This window comes from Pseudonocardia sp. Ae717_Ps2, assembly GCF_001932475.1.
In the GTDB taxonomy this organism is placed as follows: Bacteria; Actinomycetota; Actinomycetes; order Mycobacteriales; family Pseudonocardiaceae; genus Pseudonocardia.
The window spans coordinates 348,541-368,850 of the sequence record NZ_MCIS01000001.1 but is presented as its reverse complement, the minus strand read 5'-3'; the positions used below and the strand labels follow the sequence as shown (position 1 = coordinate 368,850).

Sequence of the window (20,310 nt, the reverse complement as noted above, 5' to 3'; positions counted from 1 at the left end):
CGGACAGCATCTGTGCCCAATACGTGCCTACGAAGGACCCCATGGCGGGCGAGAGAGGCCGTCTCCGCAAGTCAGAGCAGCAACGGAGCTGCACACGCTCCCCTGCTCCTAAAGCGGGTGCCGCAGGTTCGAATCCTGCCGGGGGCACTAGCAGAACCAGCCCCTCACCAGGAGCAACCTGGCGAGGAGCTGATCGTGTCTGGTGCTGCCGTTCCTTCGATGATCTCGGAGGGCTTGGTCCCACGATCGCGAGAACAGCGGCTACACGGCACAGGACACCTGATCTTGCACGGCGTTCTCGAGCTGGCTACGTTCGTGATCACTGATCAACAAGGCTGTCGACCGGTCGAGGGGAACACCGTGACTGAGCCGTTCGGCGCCACGTTCACAACGTCGGACGAGTGGTTCGACTCCGGTGGCACACGGTGCGCGGCCCGCGTCTACCGGCCGACCACCGCCGACCACGAACCGCCCGTCGTCGTCATGGCGCACGGATTCGGTTCACCACGCGCGCTGCGCCTCTACGCCTACGCCGAACGCTTCGCCGCCGCCGGGTACGTCGTCGTGGTCTTCGACTACCGGGGCTTCGGCGAGAGCGGGGGCGAACCACGCCAGCTCCTCGACATCGGCATGCAGCACGAGGACTGGCGCGCCGCTCTCCGCTTCGCCCGTTCTCTCGACGGAGTCGACCGCGACCGCGTCGTGGCATGGGGGACCTCGTTCGCCGGTGGCCACGTCATCACCATCGCCGGCCGGGGAGAACCGCTCGCTGCCGTGATCGCCCAGGTACCGCACGTCAGCGGCCCGGCAGCGGTGAGATCAGCAGAGCCCCGAGCCGCCCTCCGGGCAGCGGCAGCGGGCGTCCGTGACGCGGTTGCCGCTCGGCTGGGTCGTGAGCCCGTCCTCATCGACAGTGTCGGCCCTCCTGGCCACACGGCGATGATGACCTCCCCCGACGCCCGCCCCGGCATGCTCACGCTCCTGCGCGAGTCGGGGCTGACCGAGGACGACTACCCGGCCACCGTCGCAGCCCGCATCGCGCTGAAGATCGGCTTCTACTCGCCCCGGCGCTGGGCCGGGAACATCGAGTGCCCGGTCCTGGTCCAGATCGTCGCGCAGGACACGATCACCCCCCGACGAGTCGCCGAGAGCGCAGCGGCCCGGATCCCGAACTCGACCGTTCGCATCTACGACGGGGGCCATTTCGACCCCTACGTCGAACCCCTGTTCAGCACCGTCGTCGCAGACCAGGTGGAGTTCCTGCACCGCCACGTCCCCCCGAAGCCGAGCAACGACGCGTAGCCCTGTTCCGATGTGGCATGCGTCCGCACGCCGGTAGCCATGCCCGAAGCACCCGGGGCTGCCGTTCGAGCCTGATGGCTGCGCACGGAAGCCGACTCCGGGCCGCCGAGATGCGGCATCCCCGGGATCCTCCGACCGCTGCGAGGACCGCCCAGCTGGCGAAAGGCGTGCTCGTACCCCTCCCCCATCACACCTGACGCCGGAGCGCCGGGTGACGAGGACCGCATCGCAGTCCGGTGCGGCGTTCTCAACTGCCTTGCCGGCTGTGTGCGGCGTCGAGCGTCGGGGTCGAGGGCTGAGGGGCCGGTATGGGCAGCAGCCGGTGCAGCAACGACTGTTCCAGTTCGATCAGGATGTCCTCGCTGCTGGTGTGGTGACCTGGCAGGGTGTGCCAGAGGACCAGTTGGCCGTGCGAGGCGGTCCACAGGTGGATGCCGATGGTCTCCGCCTCCGATCGCCGGCCGGGCGCGATCGCCGCGAGATAGGTGTCCACGGCGTGGGTCCACGCCTGGAGCACGGTGCCGAGAGGGGTGTCGGCGGAGGACTGACGCTCGGGTTCGTATTCCAGGCTGAACATCAGCCGGTACCGACGGGGCTTGTCGATGGCGAATCTGCGGTAGGCGGCGGCGGTGGCGCCTATCCGCTCCCACGGGGCGGCGCCGGCCGCGGCGGCCGCTTTCCCCGCCTCGCCCATCGCTGCGGCCAGCGCCCAGTAGGCGGCGTCGAGCACGGTGGCGACCAGTTCGGTCTTGTCCTTGAAGTGCAGATAGACGCTGGGCGCTGAGATGCCGACCTCGCGGGCCACTCCTCGCAGGGAGAGCGCGTCCTCGCGTCCCGTCTCCTCCAGGATGCGGGTCGCCGCGTCGAGGATCTCCTGCCGTAGCCGTTCCCCCTCGCCCCGCACATTGGGCACCCGTCTGACCTGTTGCTCCATGGCCACCTCCTCGCCGTGTGCACCGTATGTGCCCGCCCGGGCTCCTGCCGTATGGCCCGGCGCCGCAGCGCCGGGAGGATGCCCCTCCACATCTTTCGGTTAACAGTGTTAGTCTAACGAGCAGAACGACTAACACTGTTAGTCGACGGTGGAGAGGAACGGCCATGCCCTCGCCCCTCTCGAACCCCCCGTCCGTCCTGGGAGGAGCGGCGGCATGAGCGCCAACACCGGTCCGGAGGGGTTCGACGCGGCCGGCACCGACGGGACCCCGCTACAAGAACAGGAGACACACATGACCGAGAAGGTCTGGTTCATCACCGGTTGCTCACGCGGCTTCGGCCGGCTGTGGGCAGAGGCCGCGCTACAGCGGGGCGACAAGGTCGCCGCGACCGCGCGCGACGACAGCAGGCTCGAGGCGCTGGCCGCGGCGTACCCCAGCTCCTTGCTGGTCCTGCCGCTGGACGTCACCCGGCGCGGCGCCGTGTTCGACGCCGTGGCCGCCGCCCACGACCACTTCGGACGACTCGACGTGATCGTCAACAACGCCGGTCACGGCCTCCGCGGTGCCCTCGAGGAGGTCCAGGAGGCCGATGTGCGGGAGCTGCTCGACACCAACCTGCTCGGGACGCTCTGGGTGACGCAGGCGGCGCTTCCCTTCCTGCGCGCGCAGGGAGGCGGCCATGTCCTGGCGGTGTCCAGCCAGGGCGGACTGATGGGTGAGGCGACCCTCGGTCTGTACAACGCCCCCAAGTGGGCGCTGGAAGGGATGATGGAGGCCCTGTCGAAGGAAGTCGCCCACCTCGGCATCAAGGTCACCATCATCGAACCCGGGCCCTATGCCACCGAGTTCTCGTCCCCCACCTCCCTCAAGGCGTCACCCGAGAACCCCGCCTACGACGAGGCCCGCCAGGCCCTGTACGCGGACTTCGACCCCGCGGCCGTCGGCGACCCCGCCGCCACGCCGCCGGCCGTGCTGGCAGCGGTCGATGCCGCCGAGCCCCCGCTCCGGCTGATTCTGGGCAAGTCGGCCCTGCCCAAGGTCCGCAGCCACTACGCCGCGCGCCTGTCCACCTGGGATGCATGGGCCCCCGTCTCCGAGCGCGCCCACGGCCACCCGTAGTCGACCGACACGGCATTCGCCGCAGGGCGTTGCCGCCGGCCGTCCCAACCCCCAGAGAGGCCCTGAAGAGTGAAGGCAGCTGTCTACCGCCGCAACGGCGGCCCCGAAGTGCTCAGTTGCGAGGACGTGCCGGACCCCGTCCCCGGCACCGACGAGGTTCTGGTCAGGACGGAGGCCATCAGCATCGAGGGCGGCGACCTGATGTGCCGTCTCCTCGTCCCCCCTCCGGCGGACGGGTTCGTCCTCGGTTACAGCAGTGCCGGTGAGGTCGTGGCGGTGGGCTCCGCGGTCACGGGCTTGGAGGTCGGCCAGAAGGTCTGCGCTTTCGGGCAGGCCCATGGACTGCCGGCCGGTTCCCACGCCGAACTGCGCGTCGTACGTCCCGAGCACTGCTGGGTACTGCCGGACGGTGTCGATCCGAAGGCGGCGGCCGTGGTGCCGGTCACCTTCTCGACCGCCTACGAGGCGCTGTTCGAGCGCGGCCGTCTCACGAGCGGCGACACCGTGCTGGTGCAGGGGGCGGCCAGCGGGGTCGGGCTGGCAGCGATGCAGCTCGCCAAGACGGCGGGTGCCCGCGTGATCGGGAGCGCGTCGAACCCGGCGCGGTTCGAGGAGCTGCGTCGTTACGGCCTCGACGAGGGAATCGACTACCGAGGCGAGAACGTCCGTGACCGTGTCCTGGCCCTGACCGGCGGTCGCGGTGTCGACCTGGCCGTCGACTGTGTGGGGGGATCGCTGCTCCAGCAGCTGATCGAGGCCACCCGTCACGGCGGGCACATCGTCCCGCTGGGCACGGCTTCCCGCGAAGAGAGCACGGTCGACGTCGTGAACCTGATCCGCAGCAACACGACGCTCCACGGAGTAGGGCTCGCCTCCCTTCTCCATGAGCCCCGGGTCCACGCGTACATGGCGGACCTCGTCCGCCGCATCGCGAACGGCGAGCTGGAAGCCGTGATCGACCGCGTCTTCCCCTTGGCCGACGCTGCGGCCGCGCACCGCTACGCCGAGCAGCGCGGCCGAATCGGCCGGGTCGTGATGGTGCCCTGACGTTCCCCGGGGAGCACCAGCCGCACCGACCCGGGCCGGTGACGGCCCGCACCGCAGCAGACGATCAGAAGAGAGAAGGAGGAACACCATGACCTTGCTCATGGAGGTTCGTTACGAAGAAGCCGGCGTGAGTTCGGTGACGGTCGATGTCGTCGTCGATGCCAGCGCGGAGTTCGCGTGGGATGCCGTGCGCGATGTCTATGCAGTGGACACCCGGCTCCTCCCGGGATTCGCTCTGCACGTGGAAAGGGAACCGGACAGCAGGACGGTGACGTTCGCCGATGACATGAAGATCACCGAGCGCATCGTCGAGGTCGACGATGGCGCACGAAGGCTCACCTACCGAGCGACCGAGGGCGGGCCGCTGACGCACCACCTGGGGTCACAGACCGTGCGCGAGGACGAGGAGGGAGTGCATCTCGTCTGGACCACCGAGTTCGCGCCCGCGTCGGTCGTCGACTACGCCACCAGCACCATGCGTACCACCGTGGCACTCATGAAGGAGACGATCGAAACGGCGTTCGCCGATCGGCGAGACCCCTCCTGACCAGCTCCTGGCAGGCCGCCGGCCCGATGACTGCTCGTCGTGGCAGCGCATCACACTGGTTCATCGGGCGCTGATGCCCTGCTCCGGGTCGTCCACGTACCACTGCGACGCGATCAGGTACGGATAGCGGCTGCCGAGTTCGGTGAGATGGGCGTCGATGCACTCCCGGGAGTCGGTCCGTGCGAAGACCGGGAAGAACTCTCCCGGCGTGCTGCACACGGCTGCGGCCGGCTGCACCAGGAGATCGAGGATCCGGCGCCGTCGCTGATGGGGGTCGTGCGCATCGCGCAGGGCGGGGCCGTCCAGCCAGCACATCGACCACAGCCCCGACACCGCGGAGGACGTGCGGATTCCCACCGGCACCACGGACGGATCCCCTGCCGAGGAGCCCTCGACGGTGTCGGTCCCGCAGTCGTCGCCGGGACACAGCGCCGGCAGGTCGGCGTCGAGCTCGCGGCGGACCCAGATGCCGAGCAGGGCGTCGTTGCGGGCCGGGTCACCGCGGTAGCGCCGCTGGTGGACCCAGTACTCACTCGCCTGCTCGACGGCGGTCTCCGCATGGGCCACGCTCGGGATCAGGAGAAGCGCGGTCATCGGACCCTCTCTTCCTTCATGTCGTTCGGTCACTCGAGCCCCGGGACGGGCCGCGCCGGGCATCGCGGACGGCGCGGCCCGAGGGAGCCCGGGCGCGGCGGCTACGGGTGGGCTGCGCGGGGCGTCGCGGCCGGGGCGTCGGTACCGGGATGCCAGGGCTGCCACCCACCGGGGGTGTAGCGGTGCCACGGGCCGTCGGCGTGCTCCTGTGCGGCGAGGGCGACCCAGTCGTTGCCGAACATCTGGCGCAGCACCGTGTGGCGGGCGATGAGGGTGTCCAGCCTGGACAACGGCGCCTGCACGAGGGCGAGCAGACGTTGCGGCTCGTGCCGGACGTGGTGTCCGTCGGTCAGGGACTGCCAGGGCAAGCCGGCGCGGAGGTCGCTGGTGGGACCGGACATCACCCCCAGGCCACCGCCGACGACGTTGTGCAGGGCCTTGCTGCCCGCGCCGAAGGCGTCCTGGTCGACGGCGGCGAAGTAGTACTGGCTGTTGATCCAGTGCGCGACGACCAGCGGCGCGGTGAGGATGGTCTCCAGGACGGAGCCGGTCGGGTCGAGGTCGGCGTCGTAGTCGTGGAGGAACACCCGGCTCCGCAGATCGACGCCGCGGGTGCGAGCGCGGGGCGCGATCATGAAGGCGGCGTTGTCGGCGAGCCCCCACTCCGGGAAGACCTGGGCCCAGTCCCGGGCCCTGGCACGGGTGTGGCGTGCCGCGCGCCGGGGCTGGGCGCGCACCGGGGCTCCCGGCAGGACGGCGCACCGTTCCGCGGCCAGCCAGGCACCGGCCGTGCGGAGGTCGGCGGTGAGTGCGTCGACGTCGGGGCGGTGGGTGTCGGGCAGGAGGTGGGTGTCGAGCAGGCGGACGGTGTCGGTGGTGGTGTCGTGCTCGGCCGCGACGAACCAGGTGTCACCGGGGACGGAGATGCCGTGGTCGGCCAGGTGCAGGCGGACCTGCGGATCGTTCAGCAGGGCTGCGGCGGTGCGGGCGTTGGGGCCTCCGGGGTGGCCGCCGCAGGCGCCGCAGTCCAGTGCCGCCTGGTACGGGTTGTTGTCGGTGTGCGCACCGTGCCCGCAGAGCACCACCAGCCGTGCGAAGCCGCCGGTCAGGCCCATCAACGTCAGCATCGTCTCGGCGGTCGCGGCCCGTTCGGCGACGGTGAGGTCGTCGGCGACCGAGATCTCGGTCTGCGGGGCGGGAGCGATGCGGCGGGCCCACCACGAGCGGGCGGCACCGGCGGCACCGGGGGCGAAGGTCTTGGCCGCGGCCAGTGGTCCGGCCAGCCACCCGGCGGCTTCGGCGAGCACGAACGGCGCCACCAGGTCGTCCTTGGCGGCGTGCAGGGAGTTCTCGGCCGCGGCGAGGACCCGCCGCCCGGCCAGTGACCGTTCGGCCGCCCGCTGCCGGCCGGGAGAGGGAAGCTCGGTGACGGTGTGCCGGGGAGCGATCGGGCCGGGGCACTGGGCCCGCGCGGTGCCCCCGGCGAGGTCGCGGTACCGCATGGCGACGGCGAAGAACCCGGCGAAGCCCAGGGTCCGGTAGTTCCCGAGGGTCTCCAGGTGCCGGCGCAGCCCTTCGGAACGAGGGTCGATGCAGCACACCACCTGCGCCTGCGGCCGGGCGTCGGGCTGCTCGGGCAGGGGGCGGTCGAGGAGGCGCAGCAGCCGGCTGCGGTAGTGGTCCTCGTAGGCGTCCAGCCAGACGAGTGCCCGCTGACGCACCGGCAGCTCGTCGAGGAGCTCCGCCAGCGCGGTGCGCTGGGCGGCGTCGGTACCCGTGATCTCCAACGCCGACAGCAGGTGCTGGGCCCGGCCGAGCGGATCGACGGTGGCCTGCCCGACCTCGGACCGGTCGGTGCGGGCCAGGGCCCAGGCGGTGCCGTGGGAATGGGTGCTGGCGAGCATCGCGGCTTCGGCGCTCAACCGCAGCGCGAGGTAGTCGACGAGGTCGATGCCCTCGTCCGCCTGCTCCCCGCGCCACCGGACGTGGGCGGCGAAGCCGGGGAGACGGGTCAGGTGGGCCTGCAGGTAGTGGGTCCTCCGGTCGTCCGGGACACCGAGCGCGGCCAGCGCCTCCAGGATCGCTTCCTCGGCGCGCTCGGGCAGGTGCCGCAGCCGCTCCCGCACCGGCCGGGGCAGGGTCGTGTCATGGGCGGCCAGTGCTCGCCACGCGGGGTAGAAGCCGCGGTCACGGCCCGGCATCCGCCAGGTGGCCTGGCCCTCGTCCAGGAAGGCCGAGCACCACTGGATCGTGTGGGTGTCGAGCAGACCGGCGAGGTCGGGGGCCAGTGCCTCTGCGGCGGTGCGTGCCCGCCGGTGCGGCGGGGGGCAGGCGATGCCCCGCTGCAGGTCGGCCAGCAGCAGGTCGACCGGGTCGTGGACACGGTCTCCGAGGGTGAGCGGCCTCCGCCGCAGCACCGCGGGGTGGCGGCGGGTCAGCGCAGCGCGCAGGTCGTCGTCGGTGATCCGGCCGCGCTGCCACGCGGCCCGCAGCCAGGTCTCGTCCGGGGTGGCTCGCGCGCCCAGCAGGTCCCCGGCGTGGGTGGCCGCCTCGGTGAACGGGCGGTCCAGCAGGCCGAACAACGGGTTGACGGCGATGAAGTCGGCCAATGGCCAGGTCGAGGCCAGGAACGCGGCCGCGTCGGCGATCTCGGCACGCACTGCTTCCGCCCGCGTGACGACGTCGGTCACCGCATCGAGGTCCAGATCGGTGGCGGGGCTGGTGGTCATGGCTGCGAACCCTTCTGAGCGAGCACGACGGGACCGTCGGCGATCTGTGCGGGCGTGGGGAACCGGAAGCGCCGTCTGCGCCCAGCGGCCGGTGAACGGCGGGTCATGCCCGCGCCCCTTCCGGCCGAGGCGCCGGTCGTGGGACCGGTACCGGCCGCGGCAGGTGCGTCGGGGCGGTGGTCGGCGTGCGCTGCTGGCCGGCGGACAGCGCCGCCACGTACAGGCGATCGCGCCAGGGGCCGAGACCGATCGCGGGCGCCAGCTGGAACAGCAGCGCCGCCGTCACCAGCACGGCGAGCACGGCCACCAGGGCCCAGGCCGACACCGCGGCGGGCTCCATCGCGGGCAGGCTCGGCGCGAGGATCACGGTGACCGCGTCCACCACGGCCAGGTATGCCACGGCCGCACCCGGCACCACGATCATGGCCGCGACCAGGGCACCGGGGGTCGGGTGACGACGCAGCCAGCCCCACGCCAGCCGCGCGGCGGTGACCGCGGCGAAGACCAGCAACGCCGCGCTGCCGGCATGCAGCGGGAGCAACCAGGCCGCGACCCCCACCGCCGCGACGGCGACGGCCCCGGCGACCACTGCGACCTGCACCGTCCGCGCACGAGTCAGCCGAGGCGCGGGTGGAGCCAGGGTGTGGGTCACATGGCGCTGCACCGCGGTCCCCGAGCCGAGGAACAGTGCCGCCTTGAACAGCCCGTGTGCCACCAGGTGCACCACCGTCGCGGCGTAGAGGCCGAGCCCGCAGGTGACGAGCATGAACCCCATCTGGCCGATCGTGGAGTGCACCAGCGCACCCTTGATGTCGGGGCGAGCGAGCATGATCGTGGTGGCGGCCACGACGCTGACGGCTCCGAAGGCGAACGCCAGGTGCGTCGCGACCGGCGACGCGCCGACGATCGGCGACAGCTTCACCAGCAGCACCCCGCCGGCGTTGACCACACCGGCGTGCAGCATCGCCGACACCGGGGTCGGCGCCGCCAGGGTCGCGGGCAGCCAGCGGTGCCAGGGCATCTGCGCGCACCGCACGGCCGCGGCGATCACCAGCGAACAGGCCACCACCGTGCCCACCACGCCGCCGACGGCGGCGTCGTCCTGGTGACGCAGATCGAGATCCCCCCACGACAGGACCGCGAGACCGACCCCGAGCCACAGCACGACGTCCCCCACGAGGAACGCGCGTGCGGTGCGGCGGGTGGCCTCGACGGCCGAGGGCGCCGGGCGGTACATGCCCACCAGCCGGCACAGGATCGCCCCGCTCAGCGTCCACGCCACCGCGAGGGTGACCAGGGTCGCCGCGGTCACCATCGCCGCGGTCGCAGCGGTCAGTGCCCCCGCCGCGACGACGAAGCGGGCCGCAGCCGGGTCACCGTGCAGGTAGCGGCGGGCGAAGGCCTGGACCACGGCGCTGACCGTGCACACCAGCAACAGCACGACCGCGCCGACGTGGTCGACGACCAGCCCGGCCCGTGCCTGCCCGTCGGGGTCGGCCAGCACCATGTCGACCGGCCCGCCGACCATCACCGTCACGGCCAGCACTCCCGCCAGTGCGGTGGCCACCAGCGCCGCTGCGGCGCCCAGCACGGGTGCCCGACCCCGCAGCCACCGGAACGACCCGGCCGCGGCCGCGACGGCGGGTACGGCCACGACGGCGAGCAGCATCATCCCCGTCATCCCCGCGCACCTTCCCGATCCGAGCGCGCCGTCTCGGCGTCAGCCACCCGACCGGACGCCCCCGGCACGGTCCCGCACAGGTGCGCCATCTCGTCGTCGCCCATGACACCCACCTCCCAAGCACGCTGTCGTTTACACGTGTTCTAATACGCGACATGGTTAGTACGACACAGATGACGCGTATTGGGAAGCGTGACAAGCGTTACCTCGGGGTCGGTACAGTGGATGCCATGCAGGGGTGGACGTTTCTGACAAACCACGCCCACGTACTGCTGTGCGTGGTGCGGGACCCGGAGGCGCGACTGCGCGACGTGGCCGACATGGTGGGCATCACCGAGCGGGCGGCGCAGCGCATCGTGGCCGACCTGGTCGAGGCGGGTTACCTGGAGCGCACGCGCCAGGGACGGGGCAACCGCTACCGGCTGCACCCGGACGTACCGCTGCGGCACCCGATGGACCGCGACACCGCCATCGGGCAGCTCGTCACCCTGCTCACCGGCATCGACGCCCGGTCCGGCGACGTCGCGTGACGCCCGCCGTGCGCCCCTGCACGGGCGCACGGTTCGCACCGACCACGCGGCATGACGAGCAGCGAGCCCGCGTCGTCGGGACACGTCGGCGAACCCGACCCGACCGCTCGTACGGTTAAGCTCGGGAGACCCGAGCGCGCCCTGCGCACGGCGACACATGACGGCGGGAGACGCGACACATGCCTCGATGCGCAGGCCGCTACGCGGAGATCCTCGACGCCTTCACGCGGCACATCGCGGAGGTCGGGTACGACGGCACGAACTTCGGCACCGTGGCCGCCGAGATCGGGGTGTCGAAGGGCACGATCGTGCACCACTTCCGCACCAAGGAACGCATTCTCGCCGCCCTGCACGAGTCCTACATGGAGCGCAGGATCGCCGAGCTGGAGCTCATCCTGAAGCGCCTGAACCAGCCGGAGACCCAACTCGCGGCGATCCTGCACGCCTTCGTCTACTACCAGGTGGAGGACCGGACAGCGACGGTCGCGTTCCAGCGAGAGATCGCCCGTCTCGCGGACGAGCCGGCGATGGCGAAGGGCCGGGAGCTGCGAGAGCGCTACCTCGCCCGGGTGCGCGGGGTGATCCAGGCGGGCGTCGACTCCCAGGTGTTCCGCCCGGTGGACGCCGGAGTCGACGCCCTGCTGATGTTCGGGTCCGCACAGTGGGCCTGGACCTGGTTCACCCCGGAGGGCAGCAAGTCGGTGGAGGAGATCGGGACGGCCCTGGTGGACCTGGCGCTCGGGGGCCTGCTCGTCGACCGCAGCGCCCTGCCCGACCTGGCCTCCGCCGAGGGAACGGCCGCGCGATCCATGCGCGAGGCGGTCCGCGACGCGGTCGTGCCGGAGGATTCCGCACAGGCCTCCTGAGACCTGCGCGCAGCACCCTGGCCCGGATCCGCGAACACCCGGCGTCGAACTCCGACCGGGATTCACCGACCGCCTGAACCGCCGACGAGGTACAGCTTGCCTTCCGATCACCGATGTCGCACCATAAAGTGACCGTACGGACGGTCAATTTCTGGAGTACCACGTGGCGTCAACGAAGACAGCGGTGCCGACCGCGGATGTCGACCTCGGCCATCCCGACACCTACGCCGCCGGGCTGCCCTACCCGGAGTTCGCCCGACTCCGGCGCGAGGCACCGGTCGCGTGGGTCGAAGAGCCCGCCTACGAGGGCTTCGACGGCGGTCCCGGCTTCTGGGCGGTGACCCGACACGCCGACGTCGTCGAGGTCTCCCGGCACCCGGAGATCTACTCCTCGCACGCCGGCGCCACGTTCCTGCGCGATCAGCGCCCGCGCGATCTCGCTGCGCTGCAGCAGATGATGCTCAACATCGACCCGCCGGACCACTCGAAGCTGCGCAAGATCGTCAGCAAGGTCTTCACCCCGAGAATGGTCAACGGGATGTTCGAGTCCATGGACCGCTACGCCGCGCAGATCGTCGACGGGCTGGCGCCCGACACCGAGATCGACCTCGTCGAGCAGGTGTCGTCGGAGTTGCCGCTGTTCGTCCTGGCCGAGCTGCTGGGCGTGCCGGCCGAGGATCGTCACCTGCTCTACAGCTGGACCAACCGGATGGTCGGCCTGGACGACCCGGCCTACGGCGGGCGGCCGGCCTTCCTCGCCGCGTTCATGGAGATGTTCGCCTACGCCGAGAGGCAGACGGAGATCCGGCGAGCGCATCCGGGCGACGACGTGTGGAGCCTGATCGTCAACGCCGAGGTCGACGGAGAGCGGCTCACCCTCGACGAGCTGCAGCGCTTCTTCCAGCTCCTGATGATCGCCGGCAACGAGACCACCCGGAACCTGCTCACCGGGGCCGTCCTCACCCTCGACGCGCACCCCGACCAGTGGGCCCGGCTGCGCGCGGAGCCCGACCTGCTCAAGCCGGCGATCGAGGAGATCCTGCGCTTCCATCCGCCGGTGATCCAGTTCCGGCGCACGGCGGTGGCCGACGCCCGGCTCGGCGGGCAGGAGATCACGGCCGGGGACAAGGTCGTGATCTTCTACGCCTCCGCCAACCGGGACGAGGCCGTCTTCCCGAACCCGGAGCGCTTCGACATCGACCGCAACCCCACCCAGCACCTGGCCTTCGGAGTGGGCGCCCACTTCTGCCTGGGCAGCAGCCTCGCGCGGATGGAGGCGCGGGTGCTGCTCGGGCGCCTGTTCGCCCGCTTCCCCGAGCTGCGCGTGGCCGGTGAGCCCACCCGGTTCCGCTCCCACTTCATCAACGGCTACCGCGAGCTGCCCGTGATGCTCGGGCCGGCCGCCTGACCGGCGGCGAGCCCCGATCCGGGCAGGCGACGAGCGCGCCGGTGCCCGCCTTCCGCCGCCGACTCGGCTCCCGACGTCGTGTGGCACTGCCCCACCGCCAGATCGACCGCACGTACGGTCCGTCCGATTGACCTCACCGAGGAGGCCCCATGACCGCGGAGCTGCCGCACATCTACGGCATCGTCGAGCGCTGGCTCGCCAAGGCCCCGGACACGGAGGCACTCGCCTTCGGTGACCGCTCCTGGACGTGGTCGGAGCTCGACGAGCGCGTCCGCCGGGCCGCGGGCGCGCTGCGCTCGGCCGGGGTCGCCCCCGGAGACCGGATCGCTGTGGTCGACAAGAACCACCCGGCCTGTCTCGAGCTGACCCTGGCGGCGTCCCTGATCGGTGCCGCGAACGCGGTCGTCAACTTCCGGCTCGCACCCGAGGAGCTGGCCTACGTGGTGGACGACTCGCGTGCGGTGCTCGCCGTCGTCGGTGCCGAGTTCGCCGACACGGTGGCCGCCCTGCGCGACACGCTGCCGCGTCTGGCCACGGTCGTGGTGCTCGGCGGCGAGTCCGACGAGTACGAGCAGTGGCTCGCCGCGGCCACGCCACTCGCCGACGCCGACCGCCATCCCGCGACCGACGACGACTGCTTCCTGCAGCTCTACACCTCGGGGACGACCGGCTGGCCGAAGGGCGCCCTGCTCACCCAGCGCAGCATGACCGCCCACACCGTGGCCGTCGGTCGTGCCTACGACATGGACGAGTCCACGGTCAACGTCGTCGCGATGCCGCTGTTCCACGTCGGCGGCACCAGCTGGGCGCTCGGCAGCATGTACACGGGCAGCCGCACGATCGTCGTACGCGAGATGATCCCCGACGCCATTCTCGACCTCGTCGAACGGCGCCGCGCGACCCACGCCTTCTTCGTCCCGGCGGTGGTCGGGATGCTCCTCGCCGAACCGGACCGGGCACGGACCGCCCTGTCCTCGCTGAGGGTCCTCGGTTACGGCGGGTCGCCGATGCCGGCGTCCCTCATGCAGAAGACCCTCGCCACGCTCGACACTCCCCTGTACTCGGTCTACGGGATGACGGAGCTGTCCGGGGTGTTCTGCGTGCTCGGGCCGGATGAGCACCGCGATCCCGAGCGCACCCACCTGCTCGCCTCGGCCGGCAGCCCGCTGCCGGGCAGCGTCGTCCGGGTGGTCGACCCGGCGACGGGCGAGGACGTCGACGACGGACAGGTCGGAGAGTTCTGGGTCCGGTCGGACCAGGCGATGGCCGGTTACTGGAACAAGCCCGACGCCACCGCGGACGTCTTCGTCGACGGCTGGCTGCGGACCGGCGATGCCGGGCGGGTCGACGAGAGCGGGTACCTGTTCCTGGAGGACCGCGTCAAGGACATGATCATCTCCGGCGGGGAGAACGTGTACCCCGCGGAGGTCGAGCGGGTGCTGGCCACACACCCGCAGGTGGCCGAGGTCGCCGTGATCGGCGCACCGCACGAGAAGTGGGGTGAGACGGTGAAGGCCGTGGTGGTGGCGCAGCCGGGCAGCACCCCGGATCCCGCCGAGCTCATCGCCTACTGCCGCGACAGGCTGGCGCACTACAAGTGCCCCTCCATCGTCGAACTGATCGACGCACTGCCCCGCAACCCCACCGGCAAGATCCTCAAGCGTGAGCTCCGCGAGCCGCGAGGGGCGTGATCGACGGTCGTAGGAGCACTCGCTGACCGAGCCGTCAGCGGCAGACCGTCTGCCTGCCCGACGCGGCCCCGACAGCGGGGCCGAGGGCCTCGGCCGTCACAGCCAGCCGTGTTCATGGGCGTGGCGGGCGGCGTCGTGGCGGGTGTGGGTGCCGGTCTTCTGCATCGCGCTGGACAGATAGTTGCGCACGGTCCCCTGGGCGAGGTGGAGGCGGCGGGCGATGTGCGCGACGGAGTAGCCCTCGCGTGTCTCGGTCAGTGCCTCGATCTCGCGGTCGGTGAGGGGGCAGTCGTCGATGACGGAGGCCTCGAGGACCTCGTGGGCGATCCAGCGCCGTCCGGCGCGGAGTTCGTGGATCACCCGGACGATGTCCTCGGGGTCGGCGCTCTTGCTCATGAACCCCTGCACCCCGAGCTTGAGCGCACGGCGCAGGACTCCCGGGCGGGCGTGGCGGGTGAGCATCAGGACGGGCTGGTCGGGGTGGTGCTCCCGGATGCGGGCGACGGCGTCGAGGCCGTTGGTACCGGGCATCTCGAGATCGATGACGAGAACGTCGGGACGGTGGTCCAGTGTCTCGCGCACCGCCTGCTCGCCGTCCTCCGCCTGCGCGACGACCGTGATCGTCCCGTCCAGGGGCAGCAGCGCCGCCATCGCGCTGCGCAGCAGCTTCTCGTCGTCGGCCAGAACGATGCGGGCGATCGCCGGGTCGGTCATCGGGACTCCGTCCCCGGGCCCGTGTCGCGGTGGTCGCCGACGGCGGACCGGTCGAGGTGGGCGGCGACGGAGAACGTCGTCCGCGTGGTGCTCACGTGCAGGTCGCCGCCGGCGGCGACGAGACGGTCCCGCAGACGGGCGAGCCCGCTCAGCTCGGGTTCGGGGTCCGCGTCCGCGGTGAGGCCGTCGTTGGTGATCTCGATCCGAGTGCTGGATGCGGTGATGCCGACGGTGCGCGGGTGGGCGTGGCGGAGCAGGTTGGTCGTGGCCTCGCGCAGCACCTGCGCCAGGAGCGGGTGGGCCCGGTCGGCGTCGGGGTCGTACCGGATCTCGACCGCGATGCCGGCGGCCTCGCCGAGGCGGCGGGTGTTCTCCAGCTCGGCGGGCAGGTTGAGCTGGTGGCGTGCGTGGGCGAGCTCGCGGGTGCTCGTGATGGCGTCGGCGGCGAGTCCACGGATCTCGGCGAGCTCGGCCTCGGCCGCCGCGGTGTCACCGCTGCGGACGAGGGTCTGCGCGTACGCGGCCTTGAGCTTGATGACGTGCAGCGAGTGCCCGTGGATGTCGTGCAGGTCGCCTGCGAAGCGCATCCGCTCGTGGGCGATCGCCAGCTCGCGCTCGGTCTCCCGGGCCCGCTCCAGACGTCGAACGACGGTCCACCCGTACTCGCAGACCACGATGACACCGGCGACGAACAGCGTGCCGAGCAGAGGCAGGAGCACGTACTGGCCGACGAGGGGCACCGTGGGCGGCCGGGGAAGGAGCGCCGTGGCACCCGATGCCGCGACGACCACGGCGAGCGCACCGACCCACAGCTTCCGGTGTCGCCGGCGGCCGGACGCCAGCAGTGACCCGATGAGGGCGAAGGGCACGAAGGTGATCGGGCTGGCGGCGGTCAGGGCGGCGACGAGCCAGTTCACACCCGTGAAGGCCAGGGTGAACACGGCGGTGCGCGTGTAGCCGTCGAGGCTCCACTCCCGGAGCACGCCGAGGGCCAGGACCAGCCCGACGGCGACGATGAGACCTTCCAACCGGGTGCTGGCCGTGAGCGCGACACCGACGACGCACAGCGGAGCGATCGCGGCGAGCGCGGTGAACATCGCGGCCCGCCGCACCCGGGCGGCCGCGGTACCCACGTCCGCACCGGCGCCCCTGTCGGTCCCGGCCGGGTCGACACCGGCAGGGCCGGTCCCGCCGGTCTCGGTCTCGGGCTCGGTCATGGGGCTCCCCGTGCTGATGTCGCTCACGCCCGCGTCGGCTCCAGGCGGCGGCGCTTCAGGATGCGCCCGACCAGGAGCTTGCCCACCAGCCCCACGACGAGCACGACCACCGCCACCCACTGGAGGGCGTCGTTACGCAGGAAGAACCCGGTGATCGACTCCGGCAGCACGGTGAACAGCCCGGTGTCGTAGGCCAGTCCGAAGTAGGCGACGACGACGGTCACGGAGACGATGGTCAGAGCGGTGAGGATCAGGTCCAGCAGCTTCATGGTCGTCAACGGTCCGGCACGCTCCTCGGCAACGGTAGTGACACGGCGTCATGTGCTGCGGTGACCTCGTGCCACTGTGCCACCGGCGCGTGGGCAGGTGCGATGGAAGCCGACATTCTCGACCCGAGGAGACGGCATGTTCCGCTCGCACCTGCTCCGGCTCGCCCTGGGGGTCGTGTCGCTGACGGCGCTCGCCGCCTGCGGCGCCCCCGCCCCACCGGGCGCAGCCACCACGGCCGCGACCGCACCGGCGCCGGAGCTGGCCGCCTTCCACGACCAGCAGATCACCTGGCAGCCCTGCGACTCCTTCGCGACCTCGGCGGCCGACCGGGCCGTCTACGCGAACGACCGCTTCGACTGCGCGCGCGTCGAGGTCCCGCTGGACTACGCCGACCCCGACGGCCCGCGCGGACAGGTCGCCCTGCTCCGGGCGAAGGCACGCGGCGAGAAGATCGGATCACTGCTGGTCAACCCGGGCGGGCCGGGCGGATCCGGGGCGAGTTTCGTGGCGTCCCTGGGGCCGGTCTGGGACAACGTCCCGGTCGGGGAGCGCTTCGACGTCATCGGATTCGACCCGCGCGGGGTCGGCGCGTCGACACCGCGGGTGGACTGCTTCACCGACGCCGAGACCGACCGCGGCGTACCGCCCTCGACCTACCTCTTCGACGTCCCCGACAGCGAGAGGGCCCGGGACATCGCCGTCCGGTGCACCGAGGCCACCGGTGGTGTGGAGAAGCTGACCAGTGTCGGGAGCAGCAACGTCGTCCAGGACATGGACGTCCTGCGCGCCGCGCTGGGCGACGAGAAGCTCACCTACCTCGGCTACAGCTACGGCAGCGAGCTCGGTGCGATGTACGCCCAGGCGTTCCCGCAGAACCTGCGCGCGATGGTCATCGACGGGGCCGTCGACCCCGAGAAGTCCGAACCGCAGTTCCGGCTGACCCAGTTCGAGGCCTGGCAGAAGGCCTTCGACGACATCGCCGCCGCCTGCGCCACCGAGCCGGACTGCCCGCTGGGCACGGACCCGGCCCGCGCGACCGAGGTCTTCCATGACCTCACCCGCCCCCTGCTCGACCGACCCGCCCCCACCGCCGCCGGCCGCGGGCTCACCTACGCCGACATGACCCAGGCCGTGTACAGCTCGCTGTTCTCCCCCGCCCAACGACCGCAGATCCTCCAGGGGCTCCGTGAACTGGCCGCGGGCCGCGGCGACACGCTGCTCGCCCTGCGGGACTCCTCACTCGGGCGCGGCCCCGACGGCCACTACGGCGGATCCACCCACATCGACGCCAACCTCGCCATCCGCTGCATGGACAACCCCCGCAGCCCCGCCGAGCAGACCGAGCTGCGGGACCAGGCGCGACGAGCCGCCCCGTTCCTCGACCCCGGCCGCCCCGGCGGACCGACCCACTACGAGTGCGAGGGGTGGCCCGAGCCGCCGAGCCGACCCACCCCGTGGCTCACCGACCCGGCCGGGGTGCCACCCACGCTGGTCGTCTCGCTGACCGACGACCCGGGCACCCCCTACCAGGGCGGCGTCACTCTGGCCCGCCGACTGGGCAGCAGCCTGCTGACCGTCGATGCGGCGCAGCACGGCATCGCCCTCTACGGCGGCAACGCCTGCGTCGACACGGCCGTCACCGACCACCTCATCGACCTCACGACCCCGCCGCAGGACTCGCACTGCGGCAGCTGAGCACGGTGGCCAGGCCACCGTCGTCCGCGATCGCCCGCGGAGCGGGCCCGGGGACACCCGCACACACCCCTAGACCTCCCCATGAACGGAGACGACAGACATGCTCGCAGGATCCGTGGCATTCGTGACCGGGATCGCGCGTGGACAGGGCCGCGCACACGCCCTCGCCCTCGCCGCGCACGGGGCCGACATCGTCGGCCTCGACCGCGCGGCGCCGGTCGACACGATGGACTACCCGATGAGCGGGACGGCGGACCTCGACGACGTGCGTCGCGAGATCGAGGCACTCGGACGACGAGTCATGGTGTCCGCGATCGACGTCCGCGATCGCGCGGGTGTGGAATCCCTGCTGGCCCGCGCGGTCTCGGAGTGGGGGCGACTCGACATCGTGGTCGCGAACGCCGGCGTCTCCCCACCGGCAGGCGACGTCTCGTCCATCTCCGACGACCGGTGGGCGGACGTCATCGGGATCAACCTCACCGGGGTCTTCCACACGGTCGCCGCCGCCCTCCCCCATCTGAAGGCCGGAGGACGCGGTGGATCGGTGATCATCACCAGCTCCGCGGCCGCGTTGAAGAACGCTCCCGGCCTCTCGGACTACGTCGCGACGAAGGGCGCCGTCGTCGCGTTCGCCGCGTCCGTCGCCAACGAGGTCGCGTCCGACCACATCCGGGTCAACGTGATCGCCCCCTCGATCGTGAACACCCCGATGGTCACCGAGAACACCGGACAGCTCCGGGTGTTCCGGCCCGACCTGGCCGCCCCGTCCCTCGACGACTGCACGGACGTGTTCCGTGCCCTCATGCCCATGGGTGAACCCTGGGTCGAACCCGCCGATGTCGCCGACGCCGTCCTCTATCTTGCGAGCCCGGCCTCGCGCTGGATCAGCGGCGCCGTGCTCCCGGTGGACCAGGGCAGCGCGGTGCGCCGCTTCTAGCCCCTCATCGGCCTCCGCCGGACCGGGCACCGCACCGAGACGCGCCCGGGCTGCGATCGCACCATCCACCACTGTGAGAGGACGTCATGAACCTGATCCGCAGACCGATCGAGATCCTGCGCTCGGACCCGCGCGGGCTGACGCTGCTCGTCGTGCTGATCTTCGCAGCACTGCTGCTCGGCATGGGAACCGGAATCCTGTTCCCCGGCCTCGAGCTGCCCACGCTGGTCGCCGGCGGGGTGTCCGACGAGCTCGTCAACACGATGATCACGAACCCCTGGCTCTTCGGGACCACGATCCTTCTGATCAACCTCTTCGTGGCCGCCGTCGGCGGCATCGTGATCCCCTCGCTGATCGTGCCGTTCCTCGGCATCCCCGTCATCACGCTGTACATGTTCAACGTCGGCGTCTCGATCGCACCGACCGATGCGACGACCGCGACCGTGCTCATCCCGCACTCGCTGACCCTCCTCATCGAGCTCCTCGGGTACGCCGTCGTCATGTTCGGGGTGTACCAGCTCGGTCGCGGGTGGATCCGTCCGAGCTATCTCGGAGTGGACACACGTCGTCGCGCGTACGTGATCGGCCTCCAGCGCCTCGCCTGGCTGGCGCTTCCGACGATCGTCATTCTCGTGATCGGGGCCTACTACGAGGCGTTCTCGGTGGTGTACCTGCTCCCCAGGCTCCTGGTGGGCTGACCGGCCCGCGCCGGAGCACACCTCCACCCCGCCCCGGACCCGGCCCCGAGGGGCTCCGCGGCCTGCGGGCTCAGCTGATGCGGGTGATCGCCGTGGTCGCGCCAGTGGGGTCGATGTCGAGCACGACCGCTCCCAGGGCCAGGGGACCCTCGGCGAGGGTGTACGCGGGCAGTGCCGTGTGGTCCTCACCGCGCAGCTTCGCGACGAAGTGCATCGGGTCGAATCCACCGCCGGTGTGGGTGGTCAGAACACGGTCTGTGCGGCTCGTCATCACGCCCTCCGAAGCTAGGGACCGCGATGAAACTCCGTCCTCAGCGGAGGTGAACGATG

General features: G+C 71.5%; 19 protein-coding genes. 11 read left to right on the top strand and 8 right to left on the bottom strand.

What is annotated here, in order from left to right:
* Positions 1 to 360: 360 nt before the first annotated feature.
* Positions 361 to 1,302 carry an alpha/beta hydrolase gene (locus Ae717Ps2_RS01835; protein WP_075332938.1) on the top strand — a complete coding sequence of 314 codons (942 nt, stop codon included), beginning with the start codon at positions 361 to 363 and terminating at the stop codon, positions 1,300 to 1,302.
* A 247-nt stretch (positions 1,303 to 1,549) separates the two neighbouring features.
* On the opposite strand, the gene Ae717Ps2_RS01830 is transcribed toward Ae717Ps2_RS01835, so the two are convergent.
* Positions 1,550 to 2,236 carry a TetR/AcrR family transcriptional regulator gene (locus tag Ae717Ps2_RS01830; protein ID WP_075312420.1) on the bottom strand — a complete coding sequence of 229 codons (687 nt, stop codon included), beginning with the start codon at positions 2,234 to 2,236 and terminating at the stop codon, positions 1,550 to 1,552.
* Positions 2,237 to 2,450: 214 nt separating this feature from the next.
* Between Ae717Ps2_RS01830 and Ae717Ps2_RS01825 the strand changes: the two genes are divergently transcribed.
* From Ae717Ps2_RS01825 to Ae717Ps2_RS01815, 3 genes are all read left to right on the top strand, one after another.
* Positions 2,451 to 3,356, top strand: a complete 906-nt coding sequence (locus tag Ae717Ps2_RS01825) for an SDR family NAD(P)-dependent oxidoreductase (RefSeq protein WP_233147409.1) — start codon at positions 2,451 to 2,453, stop codon at positions 3,354 to 3,356.
* Positions 3,357 to 3,425: 69 nt separating this feature from the next.
* Complete coding sequence (locus Ae717Ps2_RS01820; RefSeq protein WP_075308478.1) at positions 3,426 to 4,403, top strand: zinc-binding dehydrogenase; 978 nt, start codon at positions 3,426 to 3,428, stop codon at positions 4,401 to 4,403.
* 88 nt (positions 4,404 to 4,491) lie between these two features.
* A complete protein-coding gene (locus Ae717Ps2_RS01815) occupies positions 4,492 to 4,950 on the top strand; it encodes an SRPBCC family protein (RefSeq protein WP_075308479.1) in 459 nt (152 codons plus the stop codon).
* Between the two features lie 60 nt (positions 4,951 to 5,010).
* On the opposite strand, the gene Ae717Ps2_RS01810 is transcribed toward Ae717Ps2_RS01815, so the two are convergent.
* The 3 genes from Ae717Ps2_RS01810 to Ae717Ps2_RS01800 all read right to left on the bottom strand — a co-directional run bounded on the left by Ae717Ps2_RS01810 (position 5,011) and on the right by Ae717Ps2_RS01800 (position 9,954).
* On the bottom strand, positions 5,011 to 5,544 hold the full coding sequence (locus Ae717Ps2_RS01810; protein ID WP_075308480.1) for a hypothetical protein: 534 nt from the start codon (positions 5,542 to 5,544) through the stop codon (positions 5,011 to 5,013).
* A 101-nt stretch (positions 5,545 to 5,645) separates the two neighbouring features.
* Entirely contained in the window at positions 5,646 to 8,273 is a 2,628-nt protein-coding gene (locus Ae717Ps2_RS01805; protein WP_075332937.1) for a DUF2309 domain-containing protein, read from the bottom strand.
* Between the two features lie 103 nt (positions 8,274 to 8,376).
* Positions 8,377 to 9,954 carry a proton-conducting transporter membrane subunit gene (locus Ae717Ps2_RS01800; protein WP_075308482.1) on the bottom strand — a complete coding sequence of 526 codons (1,578 nt, stop codon included), beginning with the start codon at positions 9,952 to 9,954 and terminating at the stop codon, positions 8,377 to 8,379.
* Between the two features lie 278 nt (positions 9,955 to 10,232).
* Between Ae717Ps2_RS01800 and Ae717Ps2_RS01795 the strand changes: the two genes are divergently transcribed.
* From Ae717Ps2_RS01795 to Ae717Ps2_RS01780, 4 genes are all read left to right on the top strand, one after another.
* The gene (locus tag Ae717Ps2_RS01795) at positions 10,233 to 10,484 is read left to right on the top strand and encodes a winged helix DNA-binding protein (protein WP_020624221.1); all 252 of its coding nucleotides are present in this window, start codon (positions 10,233 to 10,235) and stop codon (positions 10,482 to 10,484) included.
* 179 nt (positions 10,485 to 10,663) lie between these two features.
* Positions 10,664 to 11,350 carry a TetR/AcrR family transcriptional regulator gene (locus Ae717Ps2_RS01790; RefSeq protein ID WP_075332935.1) on the top strand — a complete coding sequence of 229 codons (687 nt, stop codon included), beginning with the start codon at positions 10,664 to 10,666 and terminating at the stop codon, positions 11,348 to 11,350.
* A gap of 163 nt (positions 11,351 to 11,513) precedes the next feature.
* Entirely contained in the window at positions 11,514 to 12,758 is a 1,245-nt protein-coding gene (locus Ae717Ps2_RS01785; protein ID WP_075308486.1) for a cytochrome P450, read from the top strand.
* A 149-nt stretch (positions 12,759 to 12,907) separates the two neighbouring features.
* Positions 12,908 to 14,449, top strand: coding sequence for a long-chain-fatty-acid--CoA ligase (locus Ae717Ps2_RS01780; RefSeq protein ID WP_075332934.1), 1,542 nt, complete (start codon positions 12,908 to 12,910; stop codon positions 14,447 to 14,449).
* Positions 14,450 to 14,545: 96 nt separating this feature from the next.
* Here the strand turns inward: Ae717Ps2_RS01780 and Ae717Ps2_RS01775 are convergent, their stop codons facing one another.
* Genes Ae717Ps2_RS01775 through Ae717Ps2_RS01765 form a run of 3 tightly spaced genes read right to left on the bottom strand, consistent with a single transcriptional unit; the run spans position 14,546 to position 16,649 of the window.
* Positions 14,546 to 15,148, bottom strand: coding sequence for a response regulator transcription factor (locus tag Ae717Ps2_RS01775; protein WP_086002317.1), 603 nt, complete (start codon positions 15,146 to 15,148; stop codon positions 14,546 to 14,548).
* 11 nt (positions 15,149 to 15,159) lie between these two features.
* Positions 15,160 to 16,380 (bottom strand): sensor histidine kinase, encoded by a 1,221-nt coding sequence (locus tag Ae717Ps2_RS01770; RefSeq protein ID WP_075332933.1) that lies wholly within the window; start codon positions 16,378 to 16,380, stop codon positions 15,160 to 15,162.
* A gap of 23 nt (positions 16,381 to 16,403) precedes the next feature.
* Complete coding sequence (locus Ae717Ps2_RS01765) at positions 16,404 to 16,649, bottom strand: hypothetical protein (RefSeq protein ID WP_020624227.1); 246 nt, start codon at positions 16,647 to 16,649, stop codon at positions 16,404 to 16,406.
* 136 nt (positions 16,650 to 16,785) lie between these two features.
* On the opposite strand from Ae717Ps2_RS01765, the gene Ae717Ps2_RS01760 reads away from it, so the two are divergent.
* From Ae717Ps2_RS01760 to Ae717Ps2_RS01750, 3 genes are all read left to right on the top strand, one after another.
* Complete coding sequence (locus Ae717Ps2_RS01760) at positions 16,786 to 18,345, top strand: alpha/beta hydrolase (RefSeq protein ID WP_075308492.1); 1,560 nt, start codon at positions 16,786 to 16,788, stop codon at positions 18,343 to 18,345.
* 115 nt (positions 18,346 to 18,460) lie between these two features.
* Positions 18,461 to 19,282, top strand: a complete 822-nt coding sequence (locus tag Ae717Ps2_RS01755) for a mycofactocin-coupled SDR family oxidoreductase (RefSeq protein WP_198932124.1) — start codon at positions 18,461 to 18,463, stop codon at positions 19,280 to 19,282.
* Positions 19,283 to 19,368: 86 nt separating this feature from the next.
* Positions 19,369 to 19,980: a hypothetical protein gene (locus tag Ae717Ps2_RS01750; RefSeq protein WP_075308496.1), complete on the top strand. Its 612-nt coding sequence runs from the start codon at positions 19,369 to 19,371 to the stop codon at positions 19,978 to 19,980.
* A gap of 70 nt (positions 19,981 to 20,050) precedes the next feature.
* On the opposite strand, the gene Ae717Ps2_RS01745 is transcribed toward Ae717Ps2_RS01750, so the two are convergent.
* Complete coding sequence (locus tag Ae717Ps2_RS01745) at positions 20,051 to 20,251, bottom strand: YmdB family metallophosphoesterase (RefSeq protein ID WP_139318830.1); 201 nt, start codon at positions 20,249 to 20,251, stop codon at positions 20,051 to 20,053.
* Positions 20,252 to 20,310: the final 59 nt, after the last annotated feature.

Excerpts from the sequence above, each read along its gene's own strand:
- Ae717Ps2_RS01815 (WP_075308479.1), top strand. The coding sequence starts at position 4,492 with ATGACCTTGCTCATGGAGGTTCGTTACGAAGAAGCCGGCGTGAGTTCG.
- Ae717Ps2_RS01805 (WP_075332937.1), bottom strand. The coding sequence starts at position 8,273 with ATGACCACCAGCCCCGCCACCGATCTGGACCTCGATGCGGTGACCGAC.
- Ae717Ps2_RS01800 (WP_075308482.1), bottom strand. The coding sequence starts at position 9,954 with ATGACGGGGATGATGCTGCTCGCCGTCGTGGCCGTACCCGCCGTCGCG.
- Ae717Ps2_RS01750 (WP_075308496.1), top strand. The coding sequence starts at position 19,369 with ATGAACCTGATCCGCAGACCGATCGAGATCCTGCGCTCGGACCCGCGC.
- Ae717Ps2_RS01830 (WP_075312420.1), bottom strand. The coding sequence starts at position 2,236 with ATGGAGCAACAGGTCAGACGGGTGCCCAATGTGCGGGGCGAGGGGGAA.
- Ae717Ps2_RS01780 (WP_075332934.1), top strand. The coding sequence starts at position 12,908 with ATGACCGCGGAGCTGCCGCACATCTACGGCATCGTCGAGCGCTGGCTC.
- Ae717Ps2_RS01825 (WP_233147409.1), top strand. The coding sequence starts at position 2,451 with ATGAGCGCCAACACCGGTCCGGAGGGGTTCGACGCGGCCGGCACCGAC.
- Ae717Ps2_RS01745 (WP_139318830.1), bottom strand. The coding sequence starts at position 20,251 with ATGACGAGCCGCACAGACCGTGTTCTGACCACCCACACCGGCGGTGGA.
- Ae717Ps2_RS01810 (WP_075308480.1), bottom strand. The coding sequence starts at position 5,544 with ATGACCGCGCTTCTCCTGATCCCGAGCGTGGCCCATGCGGAGACCGCC.
- Ae717Ps2_RS01765 (WP_020624227.1), bottom strand. The coding sequence starts at position 16,649 with ATGAAGCTGCTGGACCTGATCCTCACCGCTCTGACCATCGTCTCCGTG.
- Ae717Ps2_RS01770 (WP_075332933.1), bottom strand. The coding sequence starts at position 16,380 with ATGACCGAGCCCGAGACCGAGACCGGCGGGACCGGCCCTGCCGGTGTC.
- Ae717Ps2_RS01790 (WP_075332935.1), top strand. The coding sequence starts at position 10,664 with ATGCCTCGATGCGCAGGCCGCTACGCGGAGATCCTCGACGCCTTCACG.
- Ae717Ps2_RS01760 (WP_075308492.1), top strand. The coding sequence starts at position 16,786 with ATGTTCCGCTCGCACCTGCTCCGGCTCGCCCTGGGGGTCGTGTCGCTG.